Source organism: Bacillus sp. FF-1, from assembly GCF_028548245.1.
Classification (GTDB): domain Bacteria; phylum Bacillota; class Bacilli; order Bacillales; family Bacillaceae_G; genus Bacillus_A; species Bacillus_A paranthracis.
In genome coordinates, this window is record NZ_JAQQGG010000008.1 from 144,433 (window position 1) to 170,569 (window position 26,137).

Below are 26,137 nucleotides of genomic sequence, written 5' to 3' on the forward strand. Positions count from 1 at the left end.
AGCATTTTATTCACCTTTATACATATCAACGCGTTTTACAAAACCATCAGCGACACTGAAATAGATAGCGTAGCCCTCCTTGCGGTATACAAGGGCATCACTATCTATCCCTTCTTCTATTCCATACGGCTCACCTAACCAACTCTTTAACTCATTTACAGGAATATTCATATGTAACCAAATTTTTTTAACTTTTGAAGGAAACATATCCAGGTTATAATCACCATAAGTAACAGTATTAGCTGCATCACAAGCTGTACACTTTGCTTCCTGTAAAGCATCAGGTGTACCAAATTCTTGTTTCACTGCAGATTGTTCTTGTCCAATCACATTCAATCCAAATGGTCCCAAATTCCCGTCAATTAAAGCTGTTTCTAGAACCTGTTTTAGTTCTTGCTTTGTTTTAACTTTAAAATTATAAGAAGAACCAGCGCTATCATTCACCGATATTGATGGAATTGACTTATCTGCATCCGATTCTTTTGCAAGAGTAGTATTTTCTTGAGAAGAACTCTTCTCTCCATTACTACGCCATACTATTTTCTCTCCATGCCAAGCACTGTTATTGTCCTCTTTCATCAAGTACATTCCACTTATACCAAATAGCATCAATATAACCATGCCAAGTGGAATATAGATTCTTTTATCTTTTTTTATAACCTGTAGTACACCTTTCACCTTATTGAAGGTCTTTGAAAGTCTTTCATTAGTTGTACAAGCGAGTAAATATTTATAGAAAGAATCCCATCCCTGTGTCTTTTTATACAATCTTTTCAAACTAATCATAACAGCGAATGGTACCTCTTTATTTTGTGATATTCGGTAAAAAGAATTTACTTTCTGACGCTTCGATTTCATAAATCGAGCAAGTAAAGTAGCAAGGTATTGAGAAGAGCTAAACTCTTTTAATTCTTCACCAGGATATAAATCATGCTCATCTTTTCGTTTAACCATACGCATTTCATAGTCCAAAATCAGATTTAATTTTTGATTCTCTTTCAAACCATGATGCAAAAATTTCATTGTAAACTCAGTCTTTGTCATCAAACCTAAATTCCTAAGATCATGATCATGAACTACCATCGGTAATTGTTTAAATAACTCTGCAGTAAAGGTGATAAAAGTATCCTTTTCTTTTTCGCATAGTTCTAACGATTTGCACATAAGCGCTGCAAATTTTAATAAGTTCGCATAATATTTAATACTTTTCCCATTCTTTATAATTGTTCGTTCCATAATTGGATACTTGCTAACGTGTTGATAAAACTGGTTAGATACTTGGACTGCTTTGTCAATTTCTTTTTTCTGTAATAAAGATTGTATATGAGAAATCGTTTCTATTGCCCATGTTACTACCTGTCCTTGCTCACCTTTAATTAATTGCAATTTATAAACGTTATCTTGCAAATATAACTTTTGAAATTCTATGCCACTCTTTTTCAGCTGCTTATTAACAGTTACAAATGCGCCACCATATAAACTCAATTGAACATACTTATAATGGGTTTTTAATTGTTCCAGATCCACCTTCAACTGTTCATTATATTTATCCCACATTTGTCGTACATTCTCTTGCGCGTTTACTATTTTTAAAGCATCTGGGTCTAATAATTTTGCAAGTCCTTTAACTAAGAAGGAGCCTCCAAACCCCATAATTAACGATGCCATTATTTGTGATACAAGCTGCACAAATTTTTTCCCTGGAAGCCTACTTTGTATATCTCTTAATAATTCTGTATATTGACCATATGCCTCATAGTAATTTTGAAAGTTTTTAATCGTGGTATCCATTGAAAGGTTCATTCTTTTCTTTAACCCCTCAAAAACATTACCTGTAAAATATAATTTTTTAAATAAATGTCCATGTTGATTTTTTGATATTTCTTCAAGAAATTCATAATACACTTTCCCTAAATATGGAAAATTTAGTATCCCCTTCAGCTCATCTCTAATTTCGCCCACCTGAGTTAATTGAAAAAAACGGGTAATATATTGTGAATACATTTCTTTATTATCTGGATTTTGTAAAGGCTTAAAGACTTCTTCTTCTAGCATTTTATTCCGTTTTTCAATACTTTCATGAATTTTTTGGAAAAGTGCCTCTCCTACTCTCTCGACAAAAGATTCAATTTCTTCTGCTACATTATGAGTAAGTTGCTCATATAATTGTTTTTTGGTTTCTAAATACAGCTCTACTGGATTATCAGCTTGCTCTTTTTCTTTTATATAACTCAAAACAGATTCCCCAACAAATCTAAAATATCTAATCCATCTACAGACGTAGACAAAATAGAACCCGCATCCGTTATATCCACAACACTATTCACTACATCTAAAGCGTCCAAATGAGTAGTATCAATCACATCTATATCTATATTCGGGGATATGAATTCTGGACTTGTATCAATTGTCATCCCTTCCCCTAGTGGATTCGAGTTCATATCATATAATTTTTCTCCCGTAGCTGTATTCATTGTTAAGCCACCCGAACTATTAGGCTGTGAGTACCCTATTATCCCTTCAACATTATCATGAAAAGTTTCCCCACCATACATATTTTGGCTAGAAGAAACGGTATGTCCACCTCCAAAATCAAAGGTCGTTCCATCATACGCATTCTCTTGAACACGAGCAATTGTTTCTCCATGACCATCCATTATAACGCCACCACCTTCAACAGGAGACGGCTGATACTCCGCGACTACTTCTCCGCTTCTGCTTTTCAAATCATATCCGCCAGTCAAATTCGGTAAAATAATCTTTTCTTCCAAACTATCATTAGTAGACTGTATTCCCTGAAATAATTGATTCATTAACATTTCACTATTCCCCAAACCTTATCCATCCCTTCATTCTCTTCACTTTATCAGTTATTCTCCCCAAAATATGTATATACTTTTCTAAACTACTTATATTTTATGCTTCTCTATCCTTAATAAAAGTTACAATATTTACCTCATTATATCATTAAATTAAATTATTCCCTTAAAAGGATTTAATATTTATAAAAAAATCTACTGCAATAGATCCTTTTCCGAATCTATCGCAATAGACAAAACACTCCATAGCTAACTACTGCTGCCCATACCCTTCAAACTTCTTCGCCAAATTCTCCATCTCGTCTTCTGGCAATAGCTTCGGTTCCCCAATGCTTTTCGTTTGATAATAAATTTGCGCACAAAACTCAATTTCTTCCGCAACGGTAAATGCCATTTTTATATGATTTGCACCTGCAATTAAACCGTGGTTCGCAAGTAAAACGGCACGGCGATCAATCATCCCTTCAAAAGCAGCCTCTGCTAATTGCTTCGTACCAAATGTTTCATACGGTGCACAACGAACATTTGGGCCTGCGAAAGCAATTAAATACGATACTGCGGGCAGTTCCCATCCTAATGATGCAATCGTCTTTGCATAAGGAGAATGTGTATGCACAAGCGCATTTATATCTTCACGCTTTCTATAATAAATAAGATGCATATCAAGTTCGCTTGATGGTTTTCTCTCTCCCTCTACTACATCGCCATCTAAGTTTAATATAACTACATCTTCAGGCTTCGTTTCATAATAATCTAAACCACTTGGGCTAATGGCAACAAGACCTTGCTCCCGATTGAAAATACTAATATTACCGCCTGTCCCCTTTGTTAAACCGCTAGAAATCATTTTCTTTCCATACGCTACAATTTCTTCTCTCTCTTTTTGTAATAACATATACATCCCCCTAAGTATGAAGCTTATGATGACTGACTTTGTATCTATCTACTTATTGAAATAGCTTTTTTAAGTTTTCCGTAAACGGTGCTTTTACAATCCCTTTTTCCGTAATAATCGCTGTTACATTTTCATGTGGCGTGACGTCAAATGCTGGATTATATACTTTACTTTCTTTCGGAGCAGAATATTGCCCAAAGCGATTAATCACTTCAGAAGCATCCCTTTCCTCGATCGGAATTTCTTTTCCTGTCGGTGTTTTTAAGTCGATTGTCGGTGTTGGTGCTGCTACATAAAACGGAATGTTGTAGTATTTCGCTAAAATAGATACGCCTAATGTCCCAATTTTATTTGCTATATCACCATTTGCTGCCACACGGTCGCATCCAACGATTACCGCATCAATCTTCCCTTGTGACATAACCATAGCTGCCATATTATCTGTAATGACAGTGACGTCAATTCCCGCTCGCTGCAATTCTAATGCTGTTAACGTTGAACCTTGTAATCTAGGACGTGTCTCATCTGAATAGATTTTCAAGTCCCATCCTTTTTCTTTCGCTAAGTACATTGGAGCTGTCGCAGTACCATACTTAGTCGTCGCTAACGCACCTGCATTACAATGTGTTAATACTCCCATTCCATCATGGAATAATGTTAGTGCATGTTCTCCAATGTGACGGTTAATTTCTTCATCTTCTCTATGAATCTCTTTTGCCTCTTCTAGTAATCTATCTTTCAACTGGGCGATTGATAAGTGTGCGTTCTCTGTCGCGACTGCCTCCATTCTTTCAAGTGCCCAAAATAAGTTTACTGCTGTCGGTCTTGATGTTGCTAAGTATGCACATACCTTTTTTACTTCCTCTATCAATTCTTCCACCGTATTTTGAGTAACTTCCTTGGCTCCTAAATACACCCCGTAAGCTGCTGAAACACCAATCGCTGGCGCACCTCTTACTTTCATTACTTGAATGGCATCCCACACACCTTCAGCTGTTTTAAAAGATTCATAGACAACCTCATTCGGTAATAATGTTTGATCTAATAAAACTAAAGCATCATCTTTCCACTGGATTGGTATTAATTGCTCTTCCATCATCTTCTCCCCTTACTTCGCGTAGTGCATTGACTGTTCTTTTAACGTTTCTACAAAGCTTGTACCTGTTTTATATTGATTCGCTCGTAAAATAAATTTCTTCGCTACTTGAAGACAAATACGTTCCGCTCTAGCACGTGCTTCCTCATTCTCAATACAAGTAATGTCTTTTACTTTTGCTAGCCCAACAATACGACGAATTAACTCAAGTCCCGTCACCGCAGCCGTATCCTCTAATACAGATTGTAAATAGATTTCGTTAAAGCCTTCTTCCTTCGCCATAATCTCTGTCACATGAATATCCCAAGCGTCTAAAAACTTCTTCTTAAATAAATCAATTACCTCTATTATTGTCGATTGTAACCAATCCATATACGTATCTTTCTCAGCTCCAGCTGACATCATTGCATCTGCATTTACCCAAGCAAACATTAAATTCGCCATTACATTCCCAACGTCATATCCCATTGGTCCATAAAAGGCAAACTCAGGATCGATTACCTTTGTGGAATCATTTTTTACAAAAACAGAACCAGTATGCAAATCACCGTGAATAAGCGCCTGTGCATTCGTCATAAAAGAAAACTTAAGTTTAGCTACTTCTATACGGAGCTCTTTATCACTATAAATATGTTCTCTAATCCATCCATCATTTAACGGAAATAACTCATTACGCTTATTATGATTTGTAAATGGCTCAGCGTATACGAGTTCTTCTGTAATCTCACATAACTCAGGATTTATATAATTCTTCACAAGCTCCTTCTTCTCTTTATGATTCATTACAACATCCGATGTTAATAAGAGTGTATTTACCATAAAGGTAGTTAAATCATCCGCAAGCCTCGGAAATATTTCATGATTTATAAGTGCTGTACGTAATATTGTGTGATCCGATAAATCCTCCATTACGCAACAATTCATCACACTATCAAACAAATACACCTTCGGAACAAGTCCAGGTGCTAACTCTTCCTCTAACTGCAAAACATCTGATTCTATACGAATACGATTCGTCGACAACTTAAACTCATCTGAAATACGTGCTGTATCCCCAGCTTGCTTTACAATGACAGAAATGTTCTTCTGTTCATCCCAAACGCGGAATACATAATTTAAATTACCATCGCCTATTTCTTTACACTGTAACCCCTTTGCATGTTCAAACTTACATAATTTCTCTTTCACATATACAATCACATCGCTAGCTTCCATTAAAAAATACTTCGTGAACTTAGACATGGTTTCCCCTCCACACTAATTGTAAGCGTTTTCTAAAAGCTATAAAAAATAATAGGATTAAATCTTTCATCCTATAATATATGTTCTTCTTTTTGAAATGTATATCTAGGTTTTATTATATCTTGTTAATATCTTGAGTCAATGTTTCTATATCATTGCAATATGCTTCCTAATTATATATTTGAGAGGACAAAAATTGTTCAAAAAGATTCTAGTTCATTTTATTTTATTTATCACACAATTCTTTGTAAAATAGAAATACGCAGTTCCTTTTCAAAAAGACAACTTCTAAGAAATATTTCCTTCCTAAGAATTTATACTTACATCATATCTCTAACATACACACTACTCATTCAAGCACTCATTGAAAATTTATAAACTTAAAATTACCTTTCCATTCCCTGTTATCCTTAATTGAGAATAAATATTAATTAAATTGATATAAAGTTCGTTTATTCGCTTGACAAAATAACCACTTCTATATGATAATTAATATCGAATTAGAATTATTATAGTTAATTAAAAAATATATTTTATGAGCACACTATTTTTTGATGCTCAAAACCAACATTTAGGAGGAATTTTAATATGTTATTAATCGGCACAGAAGTAAAACCGTTTAAAGCTAATGCTTACCATAATGGAGAATTTATCCAAGTTACTGACGAAAGTTTAAAAGGAAAATGGAGTGTAGTTTGTTTCTACCCAGCTGACTTCACATTCGTTTGCCCAACTGAACTTGAAGACTTACAAAACCAATATGCAACTCTTAAAGAGTTAGGCGTTGAAGTATACTCTGTATCTACAGACACTCACTTCACTCACAAAGCATGGCATGATAGCTCAGAAACTATCGGTAAAATCGAGTACATCATGATTGGTGACCCAACTCGCACAATCACTACAAACTTCAACGTTTTAATGGAAGAAGAAGGTCTTGCTGCTCGTGGTACATTCATCATCGATCCAGACGGCGTTATCCAATCTATGGAAATCAATGCTGACGGTATCGGCCGTGACGCAAGCATTCTTGTTAACAAAATTAAAGCAGCTCAATACGTACGTAACAACCCAGGTGAAGTTTGCCCAGCTAAATGGCAAGAGGGTTCTGCTACACTTAAACCAAGCCTTGACCTTGTAGGCAAAATCTAAGGAGTTCGATCAAAATGATACTAGATGCAGATATAAAAACACAACTATCCCAATATCTTCAATTAATGGAGAACGATATTTTACTTAAAGTAAGCGCAGGAGACGATGACGTATCTAAAGATATGTTAGCTCTAGTAGACGAATTAGCTACTATGTCATCTAAGATTACAGTAGAAAAAGTTGAATTAGAGAGAACACCAAGCTTTAGCGTAAACCGCCCTGGTGAAGACACTGGTGTCGTATTCGCTGGTATTCCATTAGGACACGAATTTACTTCATTAGTGTTAGCTTTACTACAAGTAAGTGGACGCGCTCCAAAAGTTGAACAAAAATTAATCGATCAAATTAAAAACATTCAAGGCGAATATCATTTTGAATCTTATATCAGCCTAAGTTGTCATAACTGTCCTGATGTTGTACAAGCTCTTAACGTAATGAGCGTTCTTAACTCTGGTATTACACATACTATGATTGATGGCGCTGCATTCAAAGAGGAAGTAGAAAGCAAAGACATCATGGCAGTACCAACAGTTTTCCTAAACGGCGAATCTTTCGGCAGCGGTCGTATGACACTTGAAGAAATTTTAGCTAAAATGGGTAACGGTCCAGATGCATCAGAGCTTTCTGATAAAGATCCATACGATGTTCTTGTTGTTGGTGGCGGCCCTGCTGGTGCAAGTGCAGCAATTTATGCAGCACGTAAAGGAATCCGCACTGGTATCGTTGCTGAGCGCTTCGGCGGTCAAGTAATGGATACTATGGGCATTGAGAACTTCATCAGCGTAAAACGCACTGAAGGTCCTAAGCTAGTAGCAAGTCTTGAAGAGCACGTTAAAGAATACGACATCGATGTAATGAATCTACAACGTGCGAAACGTTTAGAGAAAAAAGAACTTATTGAAGTGGAACTTGAAAACGGCGCTATTCTGAAAAGTAAGAGCGTAATCGTTTCAACAGGTGCTCGCTGGCGTAATGTTGGCGTACCAGGTGAAGCTGAGTTCAAAAATAAAGGTGTAGCATACTGCCCACACTGTGACGGTCCATTATTCACTGGAAAAGACGTAGCAGTTATCGGTGGAGGTAACTCTGGTATTGAAGCAGCTATCGACTTAGCAGGTATTGTTAAGCACGTAACTGTTCTTGAATTCATGCCAGAATTAAAAGCTGATGCTGTATTACAAGAACGTCTTAACAGCTTACCAAACGTAACTGTTCTGAAAAACGTTCAAACAAAAGAAATTACTGGTACTGATAAAGTAAACGGTATTTCTTACATCGATCGTGAAACTGAAGAAGTTCATCACGTTGAATTACAAGGTGTATTCGTACAAATCGGTCTTGTTCCAAACACAGACTGGTTAGGCGAAACAGTTGAACGCGTTCGCGGTGAAATCGTAACAGACAAGCACGGCGCTACAAACGTACCAGGAGTGTTTGCTGCAGGTGACTGTACAAATAATCCGTACAAACAAATCATCATCTCTATGGGTTCAGGTGCAAACGCAGCTTTAGGTGCATTTGATTACTTAATCCGTAACTAATTATATAGACGTGAGTAAAAAAAGCGGGTGCCTTGGCACCTGCTTTTTTATAATCTTAATGTATAAATTAAAAATCTCTCATTCCCATTCTTCTCATAAGCACCTGGCAATCTAACTTCTTTCTTCAGCTCAAACGCAGTCTGATTTTCTAAGAAGAAAATATAGTCCTCAGAAGGATAATACAAAATAATATCCACTTCTCTCCCCGTTTCTTCTACTGAAAGCAAAATGTTATTTACTACATTCATAAACACTTGTACAGAAAATGGATTAAAGAAATAAAAACGGTTATCGCGTGGATCAATTTCATATTCCTGCGCTAAACAACATTGGAATTGAATTTTCCCCTTACTGTTTCGTGCCTTTCGTGCATAACGATCTCGATTATCCATCGCTTCTTTATAAAACTCTTCATTCATTTCAATTCCAACTGCTGAAGCACCACATTTATGATGCATATAAAAGTTTAATCGCCCTTTTCCGCATCCAAAGTCTACAATTCGGTCGCTACTTCGTATTTCATATTGATTCAATAACTCATCTAATCCGCTATACGGCGTCGGTTCATAACGATGATAATGCATAGACTTGTTAAATCCTTTTTGCTCACCGACTGTTTTTATATGTAAAACTGCATCGTAATATTGTTCGTTCATTCGTTTTCTCCTATTAAGAAATGGTACTTATTATTATACACCATGTACTGGATGCTCATTTTTCATCAAATTAATAGGTACGTGAAATTATATCGACGATTTTCTCAATATATCTATCGTAATTTCAAATATATCAACGATTTTTTCAATATATCGACGTTTCGACAAAGGATATCGACTTAACGACAAATTTCTACAAAAAACAGGAGCTCCCTAGCCCCTGTCTTCTAACACTTTCAATACAGTTTGTTTTAATATTTCTACCCCATCCATAATGCAACTATGATCGAACTTCATATACGGATGGTGTAATCCAGGTTGTAGGTCTGCTCCTAATCCAAGCATGACAGCTTTTAAATGTGGTCTCTTCACTGTGTAGTAATGGAAATCATCGCTTCCTGTCGTATAAAGTGGTCCCGTACATTTATCTTCCCCATACACTTCAAGAATGCCTTTACGCATAAATCGCTCAGCTTCTTCTGAAACTTCAGCTCCTGGCGCGAGATCAATCCACTCATATGAAGTTTTCGATCCCATCGATGCAGCTGATTCTATGACATGCTCTATTTTTTTCTTCAATTCTTCTAATAATGTATTACCCTCCGCTCTGACATCTAAACTAAAATGCCCGTTACCCGGAATAATATTTAAATTATCACCACCAGCTTGGCACCTCGTCATCTTTACTGAATAGGAACTTTGCGGTGGTAGCCATATGTTTTTCAAACCGATATTAATCATGGAAATAACATCAATCGCATTTATCCCTTGATGTGGGCGTGCTCCATGTGCATCTTCTCCATGAATCGTACCCTCTAAAAATCCTGCTGCTCCGTGACGAATTGATGGGGCAGCTTGTTTCAAAGATAGTTCTTCAATCGGGCGCAAATGAACACCGAATAGGAAATCCGCATCATCCACAGCACCTTTCTCTACCATTTTTAAAGCGCCATTCCCTTTCTCTTCTGCTGGCTGAAAAATAAATCTAACTGTACCACTTTTCCATCTCATATTCTTTAATTGTAAAATAAGTCCCATTACAATCGTCATATGAGCATCGTGACCACACGAATGATTCGCTTTAAATTCTCCATTCACTTCTTGCCAAAGTGCATCCATATCAGCGCGAATTGCAATAACAGGATTTCCGCTTCCAATTTCAGCAATCACCCCTGGGCAATCATCAAATATTTTATATGAAATTCCTTCTTCTTTTAAAAAGTTAGTAATATACGCTGTCGTTTCATACTCTTTCCAACTCACTTCAGGGTTTTCATGTAAATGCTGAAAAATTTCAGTTAAACGCTCTTGTAGTTCTAATGTTTTCAAAGCTACATTCTCCTTCCCAAATTCCAAACCATTCAGGTTAATTATACTTATGAAAAACAGATGTTTTTATGAACATATTGAATTTTAAGAAAAAAGTCAATTGTTTATTTTTAAACACTAAAAAAGCTTACTCTACATCTATATTACAAACTAAACAAACAACTAGAATATTACTTATTTTCTGTCTTTTATGTTGACGCTTACATATATTTTTAGTTATCATAACCTAATAAACGTCTATTTTACGACAATTCTAAAAATACAAACAAACATACATAACAAGGAGGACATTTATGAAAAAAGAAATACCTTTTGGTGTAGCCATGATCCCTATTATCATTACAGTTGCAGTTATGATGGTCACAATTGTTGTATTAAAACAAAGCCCTCACGTCCCACTTATTATCGGTACAACCGTTGCTTCCATCGTCGCTTGGCGTTACGGTTACAAATGGAACGACATTGAAGAAGCAATGTATAAAGGAATTCGCCTCGCATTACCCGCTATCGTTATCATTATTCTAGTAGGTTTAACGATCGGTGCTTGGATTGGTGGTGGAATCGTCGCAACAATGATTTATTACGGTTTAAATCTATTAACACCATCACTATTTTTAGTTTCAATTACAATTATTTGTTCTATTGTTGCATTAGCTATTGGTAGCTCTTGGTCTACAATGGGAACAATTGGTGTTGCAGGAATGGGTATTGGCCTAAGTATGGGAATCCCAGCTCCGATGGTTGCCGGTGCTATCATTTCCGGTTCTTATTTCGGCGATAAAATGTCACCGCTTTCAGACACAACAAACTTAGCCGCAGGATTAACAAATACAGATTTATTCACACATATTCGTCATATGTTATTTACTACAATTCCAGGTTTAATTATTACTCTTATCGTTTACGCGTTCTTAGGAAGAAGCTTCGGTGCTAACAATATCGATGCAAAAAGCATCGAGCAAACATTACAAGTATTGCAACAAAACTTTGTTATCTCACCTTTCCTATTAATCATACCTGTAGTTGTTATGGTATTGGTCGCTAAAAAAGTTCCTGCTATACCAGCTATTCTCGTAGGTATTATTTTAGGATTTTTATCACAAGTCTTTATTCAAGGTGGTTCTGTCTCATCAGCTGTCGCTGCACTCCAAAGTGGATTTGTCATAGACACTGGCAACAAGCTAGTAGACGAGCTATTTAATCGTGGTGGTTTAAGCTCTATGATGAATACCGTCTCTATGACAATTGTCGCTATGACTTTCGGAGGAGTATTAGAACATACAGGTATTCTTCGCTCCATTGTAAATCAAATTTTAAAATTAGCGACATCAGCAAAAGGACTTATCGCTTCAACTATCGCATCTTGCTTTGCAACAAATCTTACTTGCTCTGAACAATATATTTCGATTGTTGTTCCTTCAAGAATGTACGCGAATGCATACACAGAAAAAGGACTACATTCTAAAAATTTATCCAGAGCATTAGAAGATGGCGGAACATTAACTTCTGTTTTCGTACCTTGGAATACATGCGGCGTATTTATACTCGCAACACTTGGCGTAGGTGCCTTCGAATATGCTCCTTATGCTATATTGAATTTCATCGTACCTATTATCTCGATCATTTACGGTATAACTGGTCTCACAATTACGAAACTATCTGACATTGAAAAAGCAGAACTACTAAAAAAACAAAACACTCAATTAGAAGCTTAAAGATAACGGTAAATTCAGTTCATATATTGCGCGAGGACGCCCTTGTTGATAAGGCATTTCCTCGCCGCAAATATGAGCATACCCGTAATCAACTAATTTCTTTAACAACCTTTCTGTCGATCTTCGAGTCACTTGTAAGTACTCAGAAAGGTCAGCTGCTGTAAACTTTAATGACGGATGCGATTGACTAAATTGAATGATTTTTGATAAATTTGCTGGGCTAAGTTTCGTTTCCTTCGCTATTTTCATTAGTTCCGGATTATCATTTTTCAAACTTTGTACTCTCTGTTCTTTCGGGAACGGACCAAATAGTTCTTTATCACTTGTTAGTATATAAAAACAGTGGTCTATTGGATTATTCTTCGCGAAACCTTGGGCGATTTTAGCATTTTGCTCCGCTTCTTTCACAGTTTTTCCGTAACCAAATCCAATAGCTATCGTTCCTTCTATACTCGCAAATAAATTATTCATCGTATTTGTTTTTATAATGGATTCAATATCACCACGAGTCGTATATAAAATGAACGTCATTTCATCAATTGTTTTAAATGAACCACGTAGTTCTTTTGAAATAACATCTAATTGCTCAAGCAAACCATCTCGTAATTCTAAAGAAGAAATAATACAAGCACCAACAGTAGCTGAATGGCTTCTTGCTAACTCAGCTTTTATTTTTGCATCTTTTAGCCCATGTATAATAGATTGCTTCGGATCTATCATACGTTCTGAAGGAATACCTATTTTTTGAAGTTCATCATAGACAGCGTGAATACTAGTTAAAGCTAAATGAGCTTCTCCAGATTGATATTTAGCTACATGAAAATCAATAACTCTATTTATTTCATCTTTACTCCACAGCATATTTTCATAATCAAACACTTGTGGACTTTCTTTTATGCCAATATCATGGAACACATTTATAATGAATGAACGGTCTACTAAATCAATTGAAATGTTATGTGGTTGAACCCCTTGGTGATACATGACAGAAAGAATAGAAGATGCGACAGTCGTCTCGTCTTGCTGTAAGTACGTACTTGGAATTCGTAATTGTTCTCTTATTTCTTTTGCCATATAATAAGGTAAAGCACCTGAGAAAAAGATGAAATCACAAGGCTTTAAACGCTTTAATAGTTCAGAAGATTCTGCCGGATGAAGGTAAACATATGGATCAATTTCTATTTCTTCTAGTTTATGAGCAATAGGTAAAAGTGTCTCCATAAACTCTTTTGAACCGACAACTGCAATTTTTATCATCATTTCTCTAACTCCTTATCATTAATTAACGACTATTTAACGTCAACTATATCAAATGTACAAAACCATTGTAAACAGGAAGGGGTCTCTACCTAATGAAAATTACAGCTATTCATCTTTATGCAATTCGTTTACCGCTTCGCGATCCGTTTGTTATTAGTTACGGTTCTTATTCTGATATGCCTTCTATTATTGTCAAAATGGAAACAGACGAAGGCATTATCGGTTACGGTGAAGGCGTCGCTGATGATCACGTTACAGGCGAATCTTGGGAAAGTACTTTCCATACTTTAAAGCATACACTAGCTCCTGCTCTTATCGGGAAAAATCCAATGTATATCGAGAAAATACACGATATGATGGATAACACAATTTACGGTGTTCCTACTGCGAAAGCTGCCATTGATATCGCTTGTTTCGATATAATGGGTAAAAAATTAAATCAACCTGTATATCAATTAATTGGTGGACGATACCATGAAGAATTTCCTATCACTCACGTATTAAGTATCGCAGATCCAGAAGAAATGGCTGAAGAAGCTGCCTCTATGATTCAGAATGGTTACCAATCTTTCAAAATGAAAGTCGGTACAAATGTAAAAGAAGATGTAAAACGAATTGAAGCAGTACGTGAGCGTGTAGGAAATAACATCGCAATTCGTGTTGATGTAAACCAGGGGTGGAAAAATAGTGCAAACACATTAACAGCACTTCGTTCATTAAGTCATGTAAACATCGACTGGATTGAACAGCCTGTCATCGCAGACGATATTGACGCAATGGCTCACATTCGTTCGAAAACAGACCTTCCGCTTATGATTGATGAAGGATTAAAAGGTTCTCGTGAAATGCGCCAAATCATTAAATTAGACGCGGCTGATAAAGTAAATATAAAACTAATGAAATGCGGCGGCATATATCCCGCTGTAAAACTCGCTCATCAAGCAGAAATGGCCGGCATTGAATGCCAAGTGGGATCAATGGTCGAATCATCTGTTGCCTCTTCCGCAGGATTCCATGTCGCTTTCTCAAAGAAAATCATTACGAGCGTTGAACTTACAGGTCCGTTAAAGTTCACGAAAGACATCGGAAACTTACATTACGATGTACCATTTATTCGCTTAAACGAAAAGCCAGGACTCGGCATTGAAATAAACGAAGATACACTACAAGAACTAACTGTATTTCAAGACGTTGTACGCTAAAGGAGGACTAATGCATGACAGTTCTATACAAAGGATCATTAAAACAAAATAACGATCCATTTCATGTTACATTACTATCCAAAGAGCACATCGAACAAATTTTATTACTACAGAACATTGTAGTTGAAGCACTAGAAGATAAAAGCCGTTTACAACCACTTTCACAAGAAGAATTTCAATACATTCTAGAAGGAAATGGCATGATGATCGGTGCTTTTATCAAAAACGAACTCATCGCATTTCGCGCCCTACTCGTCCCTCCTATCGACGATGAACATTTAGGACTTGATATCGGCTTACCAGAAAGTGAACTACACCGCGTCATCTATCAAGAAATCTCAAACGTTCATCCGAACTACCGCGGAAATGGGATACAAAAAATATTAGCAACAGTCATCATGGACGAATTACAAAAAGAAAACAGCAAATATGATTATGTGTGCTGCACCGTTGCCCCTTTTAACATTCCAAGTTTGAAGGATAAGTTTGCGCAAGGGATGGAGATTGCTGCGCTGAAGGAAAAGTATGGTGGGAGTCTGCGGTATGTTTTTGTGAAGGAATTAAGTGGGAACAATGAAAGGGATTGGACCGATATTAAGAGCATTCCAATGACCAATGCTGGTGGACAGCAGGCGTTGCTTTCGGAGGGGTATCGCGGGTATGAGATGGAGAAGGTGGATGGAGATTTTGTTGTGAAGTTTGGGCGATAATTGCTACGCTAGAAAAAAGGAGATGTCTGCTGTGACATCTCCTTTTGCTTTCTCTTCCTTGAACATATCGATTGCAACTTCAAATATATCAGCGATTTCCAAAATATATCGGCGCAACTCCAAATATATCAGCGATTTCCAAAATATATCGGCGCAACTCCAAATATATCAGCGATTTCCAAAATATATCGACTTACCGACAAAGATTGACAATAAGTGCACCACTAAACCGTCATCTTCCAACTAGATAACGCTAACCAGTTCTCCATTTCCTTATAATCAGGCATGATTTTCCCGACAAGACGCCAAAAAGAGCGATCATGATTTAAATGAACCATATGACACATTTCATGAACAACTACATAATCAATTACTCGCTGTGGTGCCATCGCTAGCTTCCAATTGAATGTTAGCTGTAAATTTGAATCGCAAGTGCCCCACGTACGACTACTATCTGTAATACGAATAGAACGCGGTTTTGTTTTAAAGTTACTTTGATGTGCTTTAATACTCTTCTCTACTAATGACTTACACTGTTTATAGTAAAATCGCTTTAAAGCTTGTTGTATTTTCTCATCCTTTAGCTCTTTCACATAAATATGTAGCTTATCCCCTTCAAAAATTGCATTGTCTTGCTCAATGCTTGCATCTTGGGAAATCTGTATCGGATACGTACTTCCTAAATACAAAAAGCCTTCTCCTTGATCATAATCCTTTTCCTGTGGTCCACGCGCTCGCTCCGCCATTTCCTTACGTGTTGTCTGAATCCAATCCCACTTCTCTTCTAGCAACTGGACTAAATATTCAACAGGTGTCCCTTTTGGAGCTTGCACCTCAACATTCCCGTAAGAATCCACCAAAAAACGCACCGATTTTTTCTTTTTATAAGTTATATGAAAATTAATTGTTTCGCCTAAATATGTATGTACCATTTCCTCACCTAGCATATTATTTTTACAAATAAAAAGGAGTAGGATACAAACGTCCTACTCTACCTATTATATCATTTACCGCTTTAACGGAATCATTATCCTCTATACTTTACAGCTAATCCTTTAATGAAATTCCTTGCGTATCTATCGCCGCACTCTTTGTAATTTTTATGGCCTTTTTTTCTTAATAGAGCGCCTAGTTCTCCCTTAGTCACCGTAACGCCTACGCTATCTAATATATCAAGTACATCCTCACTCGTTAAAGATAGTGCTATTTTCATTTTCTTTAGAAGAAGGTTATTCGCACTTTCTTTGCTTTGTACAGGTGCCGGTTGCCCTGGTTTCGGATCTTGCTTACCTCTTTTTAAAGTAATAAATCCATTTAAAAATGCCTCTAACATCATCATATCGCATGTTTTTACGTACTCATCTTCTTCCACATCAGGGTTTTCAGGTTCGTGCTGAGGCGCTCTCTTTATTTTTGTAAGCATATCAACTACGTCTTCTTTCGTTACTTCCATTCCGCCAAGTTTAAAAATTTCTACCATATCTATATCTTTTATATCTAAAGCATATCTTACTCTTTTTAATATATCGTTGTTGCTCATTGCCATTGGGTTTCCTCCTGAAATGTTGATTATTTTTAACTTTTTATTTGTAATACAGTTTACCGTAACTAATCTAAATAAGATTATTTTTTATTATTTTCATAATTAAATTTAACAAAAAAGGTAGTGCCTTCCGATCCTGTTTGAATTTCTATTTTTGCATTATGACGGGTAGCAATGGCATAACATACGCCTAATCCCAATCCAGTTCCATTATCTTTGGTTGTGTAAAATGGAGTCCCCAGTTTCTCTAATACTTCAGGGCTGATACCTTTCCCTTCATCCCGCACTGCAAGCACCACACAATTTTGCCCTTCCTTATAGGTGCTAATGGTTAGAGTTTTCCCTGTACTCATCGCTTCTAAGCCATTACGGTATAGGTTCATTAATAATTGCCGTATCTCATTACGATTTAAAAGTAATGCTGGAACGTCATTTGTATCGACTTGAATATATTTATTTTGATTATGCGTATCTATCTTTATTAAAGGAATAATATCGTGGATAATTGAGTTTAAATCTAACATCTGCAAATCTGATTTCTTTGTATTACCTATTGAGAGAAATTCAGTAATAATAGAATTGGCACGGTCAAGTTCTTCAACCATTAAATTAAAGTAGTTATTATGTTTCTCATAGTTATTCTCTTCTTTTAATAACTGCAAAAATCCTCGTATTGTTGTCATTGGATTTCTAATCTCGTGGCTGATACCTGCCGCCATTTGCCCTATTAACTCTATGTTGGATAACCTTTTCAATTCCTGCTCATATTGTTTTTTTTCTGTTATGTTTTTACAAATACAACAAATACCATCATCATACGGATATGCAATAACTTCATGCCAATATTCATCAGAGGTAGAAAAAAATTCAAAATGAACTGTAGTTCGCTCTGACATTACACGATGAAGCTCCTTATATATAACTGTATCTACGCTACTTGGGAAGACCTCCCATATATTCTTACCTAATACGTCTTTTGCTGTTTTTCTTTGTGGGAAATGTTGATGTTTATTTACATAAGTAAATTCCCATTTATTATTCAAAGTCAAGAATCCATCCGTAATACTTTCAATCACACTTGTGACTTTTTCATTAGCAGCAGCCAGTTCTCTCGTTCGTTCTTCCACCATGCTTTCAAGTTGATCCATATATAACAAGTTTGAAAACGTAGGAGCTGTGGCATCAACGATAGATTTTGCCAGTTGAATTCGGGAATCATCGTAATTATGAGTTTTTTCCTCTTTGCCAACGACGATTACCCCTAATACTTCTCCCATTGAAACCAATGGCATCATCAGTAAACCCTTACTATCTATATGTTTTGTTCGAATAATCTCTTGAATCTTGGCTTCATAGCTTTTCTCCATCCAATCTGCTTCTATCCAATCACAGCCCGAGCTTAACTTCGTTGTCTTAATCGTTGTTTTGTCTAGCGGATCTAAAAGGTGGGCAGCCATGTTTTTACTCTCTAAAATCTGTCCTAAGTAAAAAAAGCATTTATCAAAACTCTCCTGTATTGAGGAACACATTGATAAATCACGGGTAACATTTAGTAACAGCTGCTTCTCGGCAATAAGATTTTCTTTTTGGGTTAAATTTTTTGCGTTTTGAATGGCGACCGCCGCCATGTTTACATAAGCTTCAACACTTTGAATTTCTGAATCTGTTAAGTTCATTGGAACTCCATAATCAAATAAAAAAACAAGACCAAATAACTCTTGCCCAAATGAGATAGGCAGAGCTAATAAAGACTTAATTTTGAACGCATCGACTGGTCTCGGATCCGGTCGATGATCCTTTGAGGTATCAGGAATATAGATGGTTTTTTTAGTTTCAATAACTTCTTTTGCCAGTAAGTCTACTTCAGGGTCAATTACTTGAGTATCGAGCATTACGCCATTTATGGTCTCTGGTTTTCCTGCAAACCCTCTAAATGTTCCATCTTCTTCAGGTAAATAAATTCCAACAGCGTCACACCTAACAATCTCCTCTGATATCGCCATTGTTACACGCTGCAATACTTCACGTAGTTCTAATTTTGTATTTATTATTTTGGTTATATTCGCGAGCCTAGAATATCTCGTTTGATCACTTAACATTTGCATAGCCTCCAATTATAGGCGTAATAAAGTGCAACTTTAATAAGTGAGGGGTGATTCATCCCCCACTTATTATCAGCCTGAATCCAACCTAACCCCTTTGCACTAGCAGAATTTTGAGGTGGGAGTTTTACTGCCTGCAAATAGCGGGATAAAATAAACATGCTAATATCAGTGAAAATCAAGATCAACCTACCATTTTCTCCTGTATTCTTTTCTTACCCTTGTTTTATATAGAATACCTCACTTACTTCTGATACGGTTCACCTTACACTAATAAAATTACTACACTCCATCCCTCTAACTTTCAAAAGTTACACCGTTTCACTACCCTGTGTCTCACTAACACTCGCCTCAAACTTATTAAGCAATGCGCGTACTTCATCCGTTGACTTCGTGCTCATCAATTGATTTCGTAGTTCAGCAGCCCCAGGGAAGCCTTTTACATAAATTTTGAAGAAGCGATGTAATCCTGTTATGGATCTTGGTAATACTTCTGCATATTGATCTTGAAGATCAAGTTGTAGTCTTAAAAGATCTAGATGTTCTTTACTGCTATGCTCTCTTGGTTCTTTTTCGAAAGCAAATGGATTTTTAAAGATTCCTCGTCCAATCATTACGCCATCAATGCCGTATTTTTCAGCAAGTTCCAGCCCAGTTTTACGGTCAGGAATGTCTCCGTTTATCGTTAGGAGCGTATTTGGTGCAATACGATCACGTAATTTTTTAATCTCCGGAATTAGCTCCCAGTGTGCATCTACTTGGCTCATCTCTTCTCTTGTACGTAAGTGAATAGAAAGGTTTGCAATATCTTGTTTGAAAATGTGCGTTAACCAATCTTCCCACTCGCTTAACTCTTTAAAGCCAAGTCTTGTTTTTACGCTGACAGGTAATCCGCCCGCTTTTGCGGCTTGAATAAGTTCTGCCGCAACGTCTGGACGCAAGATAAGGCCACTACCTTTTCCTCTTGATGCTACGTTTGGCACAGGGCAACCCATATTAATATCAATACCTTTAAATCCTAACTCTGCCATACCAATACTCATTTGACGGAAATATTCAGGATTATCTCCCCAAATATGTGCCACCATTGGCTGTTCATCTTCTGTAAAAATTAAACGACCACGTACGCTTTTCATACCTTCTGGATGACAATAGCTATCTGAGTTTGTGAACTCTGTGAAGAATACATCTGGACGACCAGCTTCACTTACTACGTGACGGAAAACAACGTCTGTCACATCTTCCATTGGTGCAAGTACGAAAAATGGTCGTGGTAAATCACGCCAAAAATTATCTATCATTTCAAATTCAAATCCTCTCACTATGAATACAATTTCAAACTCTCAATAAACCAAAAAGCAGATGGTATAGATTTTCCTATATCAACTGCTTTCCTATTATACCAACTTAAGCCAAGCTACACACTCTACATGAGTCGTATGCGGGAACATATCAACAGGTTGTACTTCCTGCGTTTTATATCCGCCTTCTTCTAGTACTTTTAAGTCACGTGCTAATGTTGCTGGGTTACATGATACGTATACAACGCGTTTTGGTTTCATGTCGATGATTGTGTTAAGTAGTGCCTCATCACAACCTTTACGCGGTGGATCTACGACCATTGTGTCAGCGATTACGCCTTCTTTATACCATTTTGGAATAACTACTTCTGCTTCTCCTACACCAAATTCAGCGTTTGTCATGTTGTTTAGTGCTGCGTTACGCTTTGCGTCTTCGATCGCTTCCGGGACGATTTCAACGCCGTACACTTTTTTCGCTTTTTGTGCTAGGAATAAGGAGATTGATCCAATTCCACAATAGGCATCAATTACTGTTTCGTTACCATCTAATTTTGCGTATTCTAACGTTTTATCGTACAGCACTTTCGTTTGTTCTGGGTTTACTTGATAGAATGAACGTGCTGAAATCGCAAATTTAATGTCACCGATAAAGTCATAAATATATTCTGATCCGTACAGTACTGTCGTTTTGTCTCCGAAGATTACGTTTGTACGTTTCGTGTTTACGTTTTGAACAATCGATTTTACTTCAGGGAATTTCGCTGCAATTTCTTCAATGATTGCTTTCTTGTTTGGCAATTCTGCTGTACGAGTAATGAAGACAAGCATAATTTCCCCTGTTACTTGTCCGTAACGAGCCATTACGTGGCGAAGTGTTCCTTTGTTACGCTCTTCATTGTACGCTGAAATCCCGTGTTTTTCACAAATACGTTTTACTTCTTGAATTAATGTATCGTTTTCTTCTGCTTGAATTAAACACGATTCCATATTAATGATGTCATGCGTTCCTTGACGATAGAATCCAGCTACAAGTCCACCTTCACGTTCTCCAATTGGTACTTGTGCTTTGTTACGGTATACCCACGGATTCTTCATGCCAAGTACAGGATGAACAGGAACATCACTTAATCCGCCGATGCGCTGCATAACGTCGCGTACTTGTTTTTCTTTCGCTTGTAATTGTCCTTCATATGTTAAATGCTGAAGCTGACAACCGCCGCACTGATTGTACACTGGGCATTCTGCATCTTTACGATATGGGCTCTTTGTATGAAGCTTCATTAAACGACCGAATGCGAAGTTTTTCTTTACTTTAATAATTTTAATTTGTGCTTCTTCACCTGGTAATCCGTTTTTAACGAAAATAGGATAGCCTTTTACTTTCGCAACACCGGCACCATCATGTGTTAAATCTTCAAATACTACATCTATAAACTCGTTTTTTTCAACTGGTGGCGTCATTTTTGTACTCATTTTCCGACCTCTCTTTTTCATAACACTGCGTTACATTTTATCATACTTATATGGTCTATTTCTATTGGAAGAAAAAAAGCTATTGACGATAGTTCTCCGTTAATGTTACGCTACTACTAATTTAATACGGACGATGTTACCTCATATATACTCGATAATATGGATCGAGAGTTTCTACCCGGCAACCTTAAATTGCTGGACTATGGGGAAAACTAATGAATATTAGCCCATGTGCAAAAAGGACTCATATTGATTAGCTTTCTCTCATAGATGAAAGTGAATCCATATGGGTCTTTTTTTATTTTTATTTTTCTAAAAGGTCAGACATCTTACGTATGACATAAAACCTCCTTGTTTTATTTTTAGTAATATAACGAGCGTTTTATGTACAAACTTTATACGAACTTCTGAAAGGGGCAACTACATGCAATATGTAATGAGCATTATCGGTATTCTTGTCGTTTTAGGTTTATGTTTTGCTTTGTCAAACAACAAAAGTAAAATCAACTTCCGTGCAATTGCTATTATGATTGGTTTTCAAATTTTAATCGGTTGGTTTATGTTTGGCACAAAGATTGGTCAACAAATCATTATTTTCATTGGTAAAGTTTTCAACAAACTAATTAAACTTGGTACGACAGGTGTCGATTTTCTCTTTAATGGGATTCAAAGAGATTTTGTCTTTTTCTTAAACGTACTATTAATTATCGTATTTTTCTCAGCACTACTTTCTATCTTTAGTTACTTAGGGGTTTTACCATTCATCGTTCGCGTTGTCGGCGGTGCCATTTCAAAAATCACTGGTTTACCACGCGTTGAATCATTCCACGCAGTAAACTCTGTATTCTTTGGTTCAAGTGAAGCGTTAATCGTTATTAAAAATGATTTACAACATTTCAATAAAAACCGTATGTTTATCATTTGTTGTTCTGCAATGAGTTCAGTTTCTGCCTCTGTTACAGCATCATACGTAATGATGTTAGATGCGAAATATGTACTAGCAGCTCTTCCGTTAAACTTATTCTCAAGCTTAATCGTTTGTTCGTTATTAACACCTGTTGATACGAAAAAAGAAGACGAAGTAGTTCAGAAATTTGATCGTACTTTATTCGGAGACAGCTTTATCGGTGCAATGATTAACGGTGCACTTGACGGTTTAAAAGTAGCTGGTATCGTTGCCGCATTAATGATCGCCTTCATCGGTGTGATGGAAGTTGTAAACTACGTAATTAGTGCCGCTTCAGGTGCAATGGGATATGCTGTTACGTTACAACAAATCTTCGGTTATATACTTGCTCCATTCGCGTTCTTAATGGGTATTCCAACTCAAGATATTATCCCAGCTGGTGGTATTATGGGTACGAAGATTGTATTAAACGAGTTTGTAGCAATACTTGATTTAAAAGGTGTTGCATCAACATTATCTCCACGTACAGTTGGAATCGTTACAGTATTCTTAATTAGCTTCGCAAGTATTAGCCAAATTGGTGCAATCGTTGGTACAATCCGTGCCCTTTCTGAAAAACAAGGAAGCGTTGTTTCTAAATTTGGTTGGAAAATGCTATTTGCATCAACACTTGCTTCTATTTTATCTGCGACAATCGCTGGATTGTTTATTTAATAAAAAAAATCACCTTCGCTTAGACAGCAAGGTGATTTTTTATTATCATCATTTAAGAAACTGAAGAAAACTCTAATGCCTCTTCCTTATTAATAATTTCTCCCTTATATTTACCTTTCACCGAAATATCAATAATGGATTTATTTCTTGTCTCCATTTTCCCTAAAGAAAAAATATATATTAAGTCATCTTTTTTTAACATCCATTGTTTTCCGTGCCAAGGACCAGTTAACTTCTGTTCTGGCGATGCCAATATTTCTCCAAAATATTCACATTCGCCTAGAGATGTTTTTACTGTATTCTTCTCCATATCAATAACTATATATTTAAGAAGCTTTATACTTTCATTTGAGAAAATCTCTACTTCATGATCACTTTTTTTCTTGAATTTCAGCTTTCCATCCTTTGTATTAACCAATTTACTTTGATCAATTGCATTCAGTACAAACTCATACTCTTCTTTTGTAACACCGAAATTAGGATGATATGGAAAACTTTTTTTCTCTGCATGCTCTTCTACGTATTTTAAATACCATTCCATATTATTCACTAGATGCTCTCTCATTCTTTGACCAATATTCCCTACCTTTTTAAAAGTATCTGGATCCATCTCTAGCGTCATAATATCCGCCGTAACTTCCGCGTTCATAAGATGCGCTGGAATATACTCTTCCACACTGTTTGCTTTACTTACTTCACTTTGACAACCGACTATAAATAGCGATATGAAAAGGATATATACTATTTTTTTATATTTCATTTCTGTTCTCCACTCCGTACATCATTCTTACTTAATTTTATAGCGTTCTTATTATAGTCTAAAATTCTTATATTTCAATAAAATTCATTAACAATATACAAAATTGCATATTCATAAGTCTTATTACTTTAAAATTAGCTTAAATTACTTTCCAAATTATACAAATAATAAACTTCGAATGTTATAATTTGTAAAAAAACTAATTGGAGGACCTTATGAAAATTCACGCACTTGCCGATTTATTACATTTACTAGTCTTAACCCTAAAAAGCTATTATGTATGGGGAATGCCTATCTATGTCTTCATTATTCCTCTTATCTTTGTAGTAGGTTATATTATTATTAATTCTAATAAGAAACAAAAAAATACCTCTATTCAAAGTCACTAATCTATTACCTTAATAGCCTCCTAAAATTCATATTCCCCTCATTTTCTCCAAATGCTATGATGAACAAGGGTATGTCCCCACCTCTCTTACAGCGGTGGGGATTTTAAATATAAATATGTAACATAATACACAATAGAAGGTGATTTTATGAGAAAATATGCAGCAATCGCTTTATGCACATCTGCCATTCTAGCAGGTTGTAATACTAGCAATGTAAACCAGGAACCTAAAAAAGAGAAAAGGGTTCAAGAAGTTAAGAAACAAACAGAAACTGTGCAAGAACAAGGTAAAATTTCTTATCAGCCCATTACACACGAATCTACAAATACTACTATTCATATGACAGATATAAAAGATACTTTAAGTGAAGTACAATATAAAATTTGGCGAACAGCTGATGGGAAGGAAATTGCTAAATCTTTTTCTTCTAAAGAAAAGGAGAAGCAATTTTCACTTCCTTTTGACATAAAAGAATTTGAAGGAAAACGCGGTGAGTTCCAAATTGAAGCAATAGGAATAAAAGAAGATGGGAAAAGCATCCCACTCACAAAAGCTGCTATTACTTTCGAACAAAAGGTTCCCGTTCTTATGTATCATGCAATCGATGATTATCACGGACAAGGCATTAAAGATTTATTCGTCTCACCTGCTAACTTTGAAGCCCAAATGAAATATTTAAAAGACAACGGCTATACATTACTAACTTTTGAACGTTGGGGTGATATTAATAAAGTAAATAAACCTATCTTTGTTACATTTGATGACGGTATGAAAAATAATATGAATGCATTCCATGTTTTACAAAAGCTAAAAGACGATACATTTAAACCGGCGGCAACAGAATATATGATTGTTGATAACGTTGATGGAGAAGGATCACTGTCTACTTCTGAAATAAAAGAAATGGTCGATTCCGGCATTTTCTCAGTGCAATCTCATACTGCTACACATGCAGACTTGCCGAAGATTACAAACTATGAAGAAGAATTAAAGGAATCGAAAGAAAAGCTAGAAAAAATAACAGGTAAGCCCGTTATCGCAGTTGCTTATCCATTCGGTCATGTAGATGATAAAGTCGTTGCAGAAACGAAGAAATATTATCAATTTGCGACGACAACAAAACCCGGAAAATTCATTACAAAAGGTGAACCCGATGAATTGTTAAAAATGAAGCGTGTTCGCATACACCATACGACGACCGTAGAACAGTTTGCTTCTTCGATTAAATAACGATGAGGGCTCAATATATTTTGAGCTCTCTTTTTACGCTATATTTATATATATTTTTTGAATTTTCTTGTATTATATATAGTAAGAAATCTTTCAAATTA

At 36.2% G+C, this 26,137-nt stretch carries 21 protein-coding genes and 1 riboswitch; of the genes, 7 read left to right on the plus strand and 14 right to left on the minus strand.

The annotated features are described in order from the left end of the window. Positions 1-6 precede the first annotated feature (6 nt). The 5 genes from PQF83_RS22995 to mtnK form a co-directional block, all read right to left on the minus strand. Positions 7-2,235 carry a hypothetical protein gene (locus tag PQF83_RS22995; protein WP_000120377.1) on the minus strand — a complete coding sequence of 743 codons (2,229 nt, stop codon included), beginning with the start codon at positions 2,233-2,235 and terminating at the stop codon, positions 7-9. Further along, positions 2,232-2,819 (minus strand): hypothetical protein, encoded by a 588-nt coding sequence (locus PQF83_RS23000; protein ID WP_000928931.1) that lies wholly within the window; start codon positions 2,817-2,819, stop codon positions 2,232-2,234. Before PQF83_RS23000 ends, PQF83_RS22995 begins: the two co-directional genes overlap by 4 nt. 253 nt (positions 2,820-3,072) lie before the next feature. Then, complete coding sequence (locus PQF83_RS23005; RefSeq protein WP_000926545.1) at positions 3,073-3,714, minus strand: L-fuculose-phosphate aldolase; 642 nt, start codon at positions 3,712-3,714, stop codon at positions 3,073-3,075. 52 nt (positions 3,715-3,766) lie between these two features. Beyond that, the gene (gene mtnA, locus PQF83_RS23010; RefSeq protein ID WP_000392482.1) at positions 3,767-4,810 is read right to left on the minus strand and encodes an S-methyl-5-thioribose-1-phosphate isomerase; all 1,044 of its coding nucleotides are present in this window, start codon (positions 4,808-4,810) and stop codon (positions 3,767-3,769) included. 12 nt (positions 4,811-4,822) lie between these two features. Further along, entirely contained in the window at positions 4,823-6,052 is a 1,230-nt protein-coding gene (gene mtnK / locus PQF83_RS23015; protein ID WP_000033261.1) for an S-methyl-5-thioribose kinase, read from the minus strand. A gap of 588 nt (positions 6,053-6,640) precedes the next feature. Between mtnK and ahpC the strand changes: the two genes are divergently transcribed. Together ahpC and ahpF are read left to right on the plus strand one after the other, a co-directional pair. Continuing rightward, complete coding sequence (ahpC, locus tag PQF83_RS23020; protein WP_000924422.1) at positions 6,641-7,204, plus strand: alkyl hydroperoxide reductase subunit C; 564 nt, start codon at positions 6,641-6,643, stop codon at positions 7,202-7,204. A 14-nt stretch (positions 7,205-7,218) separates the two neighbouring features. Continuing rightward, entirely contained in the window at positions 7,219-8,745 is a 1,527-nt protein-coding gene (gene ahpF, locus PQF83_RS23025; RefSeq protein WP_000599492.1) for an alkyl hydroperoxide reductase subunit F, read from the plus strand. Between the two features lie 47 nt (positions 8,746-8,792). On the opposite strand, the gene PQF83_RS23030 is transcribed toward ahpF, so the two are convergent. Then, complete coding sequence (locus PQF83_RS23030) at positions 8,793-9,401, minus strand: SAM-dependent methyltransferase (protein WP_001005629.1); 609 nt, start codon at positions 9,399-9,401, stop codon at positions 8,793-8,795. Between the two features lie 213 nt (positions 9,402-9,614). Then, entirely contained in the window at positions 9,615-10,730 is a 1,116-nt protein-coding gene (locus PQF83_RS23035; RefSeq protein WP_000853525.1) for a M20 peptidase aminoacylase family protein, read from the minus strand. 293 nt (positions 10,731-11,023) lie between these two features. On the opposite strand from PQF83_RS23035, the gene nhaC reads away from it, so the two are divergent. Beyond that, positions 11,024-12,445: a Na+/H+ antiporter NhaC gene (gene nhaC, locus PQF83_RS23040; RefSeq protein ID WP_000711545.1), complete on the plus strand. Its 1,422-nt coding sequence runs from the start codon at positions 11,024-11,026 to the stop codon at positions 12,443-12,445. Here the strand turns inward: nhaC and PQF83_RS23045 are convergent. Continuing rightward, complete coding sequence (locus PQF83_RS23045) at positions 12,434-13,705, minus strand: hypothetical protein (protein WP_000972842.1); 1,272 nt, start codon at positions 13,703-13,705, stop codon at positions 12,434-12,436. The genes nhaC and PQF83_RS23045 overlap by 12 nt on opposite strands. A gap of 92 nt (positions 13,706-13,797) precedes the next feature. Here PQF83_RS23045 and PQF83_RS23050 point away from each other — a divergent pair, with 92 nt between their 5' ends. Both PQF83_RS23050 and PQF83_RS23055 read left to right on the plus strand, forming a co-directional pair. Then, complete coding sequence (locus PQF83_RS23050; protein ID WP_000704455.1) at positions 13,798-14,907, plus strand: mandelate racemase/muconate lactonizing enzyme family protein; 1,110 nt, start codon at positions 13,798-13,800, stop codon at positions 14,905-14,907. A 14-nt stretch (positions 14,908-14,921) separates the two neighbouring features. Next, positions 14,922-15,617 carry a GNAT family N-acetyltransferase gene (locus PQF83_RS23055; protein ID WP_000217569.1) on the plus strand — a complete coding sequence of 232 codons (696 nt, stop codon included), beginning with the start codon at positions 14,922-14,924 and terminating at the stop codon, positions 15,615-15,617. Positions 15,618-15,841: 224 nt separating this feature from the next. Here the strand turns inward: PQF83_RS23055 and PQF83_RS23060 are convergent, their stop codons facing one another. From PQF83_RS23060 to rlmD, 5 genes are all read right to left on the minus strand, one after another. Beyond that, a complete protein-coding gene (locus tag PQF83_RS23060) occupies positions 15,842-16,549 on the minus strand; it encodes a M48 family metallopeptidase (protein WP_000233732.1) in 708 nt (235 codons plus the stop codon). Positions 16,550-16,644: 95 nt separating this feature from the next. After that, positions 16,645-17,163, minus strand: a complete 519-nt coding sequence (locus PQF83_RS23065) for a DUF1456 family protein (protein WP_001251709.1) — start codon at positions 17,161-17,163, stop codon at positions 16,645-16,647. A 77-nt stretch (positions 17,164-17,240) separates the two neighbouring features. Then, positions 17,241-19,259 (minus strand): GAF domain-containing sensor histidine kinase, encoded by a 2,019-nt coding sequence (locus PQF83_RS23070; RefSeq protein WP_000947565.1) that lies wholly within the window; start codon positions 19,257-19,259, stop codon positions 17,241-17,243. A 314-nt stretch (positions 19,260-19,573) separates the two neighbouring features. Continuing rightward, positions 19,574-20,563, minus strand: coding sequence for a tRNA dihydrouridine synthase (locus tag PQF83_RS23075; protein WP_000566689.1), 990 nt, complete (start codon positions 20,561-20,563; stop codon positions 19,574-19,576). Between the two features lie 96 nt (positions 20,564-20,659). After that, entirely contained in the window at positions 20,660-22,036 is a 1,377-nt protein-coding gene (gene rlmD / locus PQF83_RS23080; RefSeq protein WP_000105049.1) for a 23S rRNA (uracil(1939)-C(5))-methyltransferase RlmD, read from the minus strand. Between the two features lie 121 nt (positions 22,037-22,157). After that, positions 22,158-22,259, plus strand: a riboswitch (purine riboswitch). A 201-nt stretch (positions 22,260-22,460) separates the two neighbouring features. On the opposite strand from rlmD, the gene PQF83_RS23085 reads away from it, so the two are divergent. Continuing rightward, positions 22,461-23,657 (plus strand): NupC/NupG family nucleoside CNT transporter, encoded by a 1,197-nt coding sequence (locus PQF83_RS23085; RefSeq protein WP_001200499.1) that lies wholly within the window; start codon positions 22,461-22,463, stop codon positions 23,655-23,657. Positions 23,658-23,709: 52 nt separating this feature from the next. Here PQF83_RS23085 and PQF83_RS23090 read toward each other — a convergent pair whose 3' ends face one another. Beyond that, complete coding sequence (locus PQF83_RS23090) at positions 23,710-24,417, minus strand: hypothetical protein (protein WP_000875618.1); 708 nt, start codon at positions 24,415-24,417, stop codon at positions 23,710-23,712. A gap of 536 nt (positions 24,418-24,953) precedes the next feature. Between PQF83_RS23090 and PQF83_RS23095 the strand changes: the two genes are divergently transcribed. Further along, positions 24,954-26,036, plus strand: a complete 1,083-nt coding sequence (locus PQF83_RS23095; protein WP_001233722.1) for a polysaccharide deacetylase family protein — start codon at positions 24,954-24,956, stop codon at positions 26,034-26,036. Positions 26,037-26,137: the final 101 nt, after the last annotated feature.

Excerpts from the sequence above, each read along its gene's own strand:
- ahpF (WP_000599492.1), top strand. The coding sequence starts at position 7,219 with ATGATACTAGATGCAGATATAAAAACACAACTATCCCAATATCTTCAA.
- PQF83_RS23065 (WP_001251709.1), bottom strand. The coding sequence starts at position 17,163 with ATGGCAATGAGCAACAACGATATATTAAAAAGAGTAAGATATGCTTTA.
- ahpC (WP_000924422.1), top strand. The coding sequence starts at position 6,641 with ATGTTATTAATCGGCACAGAAGTAAAACCGTTTAAAGCTAATGCTTAC.
- rlmD (WP_000105049.1), bottom strand. The coding sequence starts at position 22,036 with ATGAGTACAAAAATGACGCCACCAGTTGAAAAAAACGAGTTTATAGAT.
- mtnK (WP_000033261.1), bottom strand. The coding sequence starts at position 6,052 with ATGTCTAAGTTCACGAAGTATTTTTTAATGGAAGCTAGCGATGTGATT.
- PQF83_RS23005 (WP_000926545.1), bottom strand. The coding sequence starts at position 3,714 with ATGTTATTACAAAAAGAGAGAGAAGAAATTGTAGCGTATGGAAAGAAA.
- PQF83_RS23045 (WP_000972842.1), bottom strand. The coding sequence starts at position 13,705 with ATGATGATAAAAATTGCAGTTGTCGGTTCAAAAGAGTTTATGGAGACA.
- mtnA (WP_000392482.1), bottom strand. The coding sequence starts at position 4,810 with ATGGAAGAGCAATTAATACCAATCCAGTGGAAAGATGATGCTTTAGTT.
- PQF83_RS23055 (WP_000217569.1), top strand. The coding sequence starts at position 14,922 with ATGACAGTTCTATACAAAGGATCATTAAAACAAAATAACGATCCATTT.
- PQF83_RS23090 (WP_000875618.1), bottom strand. The coding sequence starts at position 24,417 with ATGAAATATAAAAAAATAGTATATATCCTTTTCATATCGCTATTTATA.
- PQF83_RS23070 (WP_000947565.1), bottom strand. The coding sequence starts at position 19,259 with ATGTTAAGTGATCAAACGAGATATTCTAGGCTCGCGAATATAACCAAA.
- PQF83_RS23000 (WP_000928931.1), bottom strand. The coding sequence starts at position 2,819 with ATGTTAATGAATCAATTATTTCAGGGAATACAGTCTACTAATGATAGT.
- PQF83_RS23075 (WP_000566689.1), bottom strand. The coding sequence starts at position 20,563 with ATGATAGATAATTTTTGGCGTGATTTACCACGACCATTTTTCGTACTT.
- PQF83_RS23060 (WP_000233732.1), bottom strand. The coding sequence starts at position 16,549 with ATGGTACATACATATTTAGGCGAAACAATTAATTTTCATATAACTTAT.
- nhaC (WP_000711545.1), top strand. The coding sequence starts at position 11,024 with ATGAAAAAAGAAATACCTTTTGGTGTAGCCATGATCCCTATTATCATT.
- PQF83_RS23085 (WP_001200499.1), top strand. The coding sequence starts at position 22,461 with ATGCAATATGTAATGAGCATTATCGGTATTCTTGTCGTTTTAGGTTTA.
- PQF83_RS23095 (WP_001233722.1), top strand. The coding sequence starts at position 24,954 with ATGAGAAAATATGCAGCAATCGCTTTATGCACATCTGCCATTCTAGCA.
- PQF83_RS23050 (WP_000704455.1), top strand. The coding sequence starts at position 13,798 with ATGAAAATTACAGCTATTCATCTTTATGCAATTCGTTTACCGCTTCGC.
- PQF83_RS23030 (WP_001005629.1), bottom strand. The coding sequence starts at position 9,401 with ATGAACGAACAATATTACGATGCAGTTTTACATATAAAAACAGTCGGT.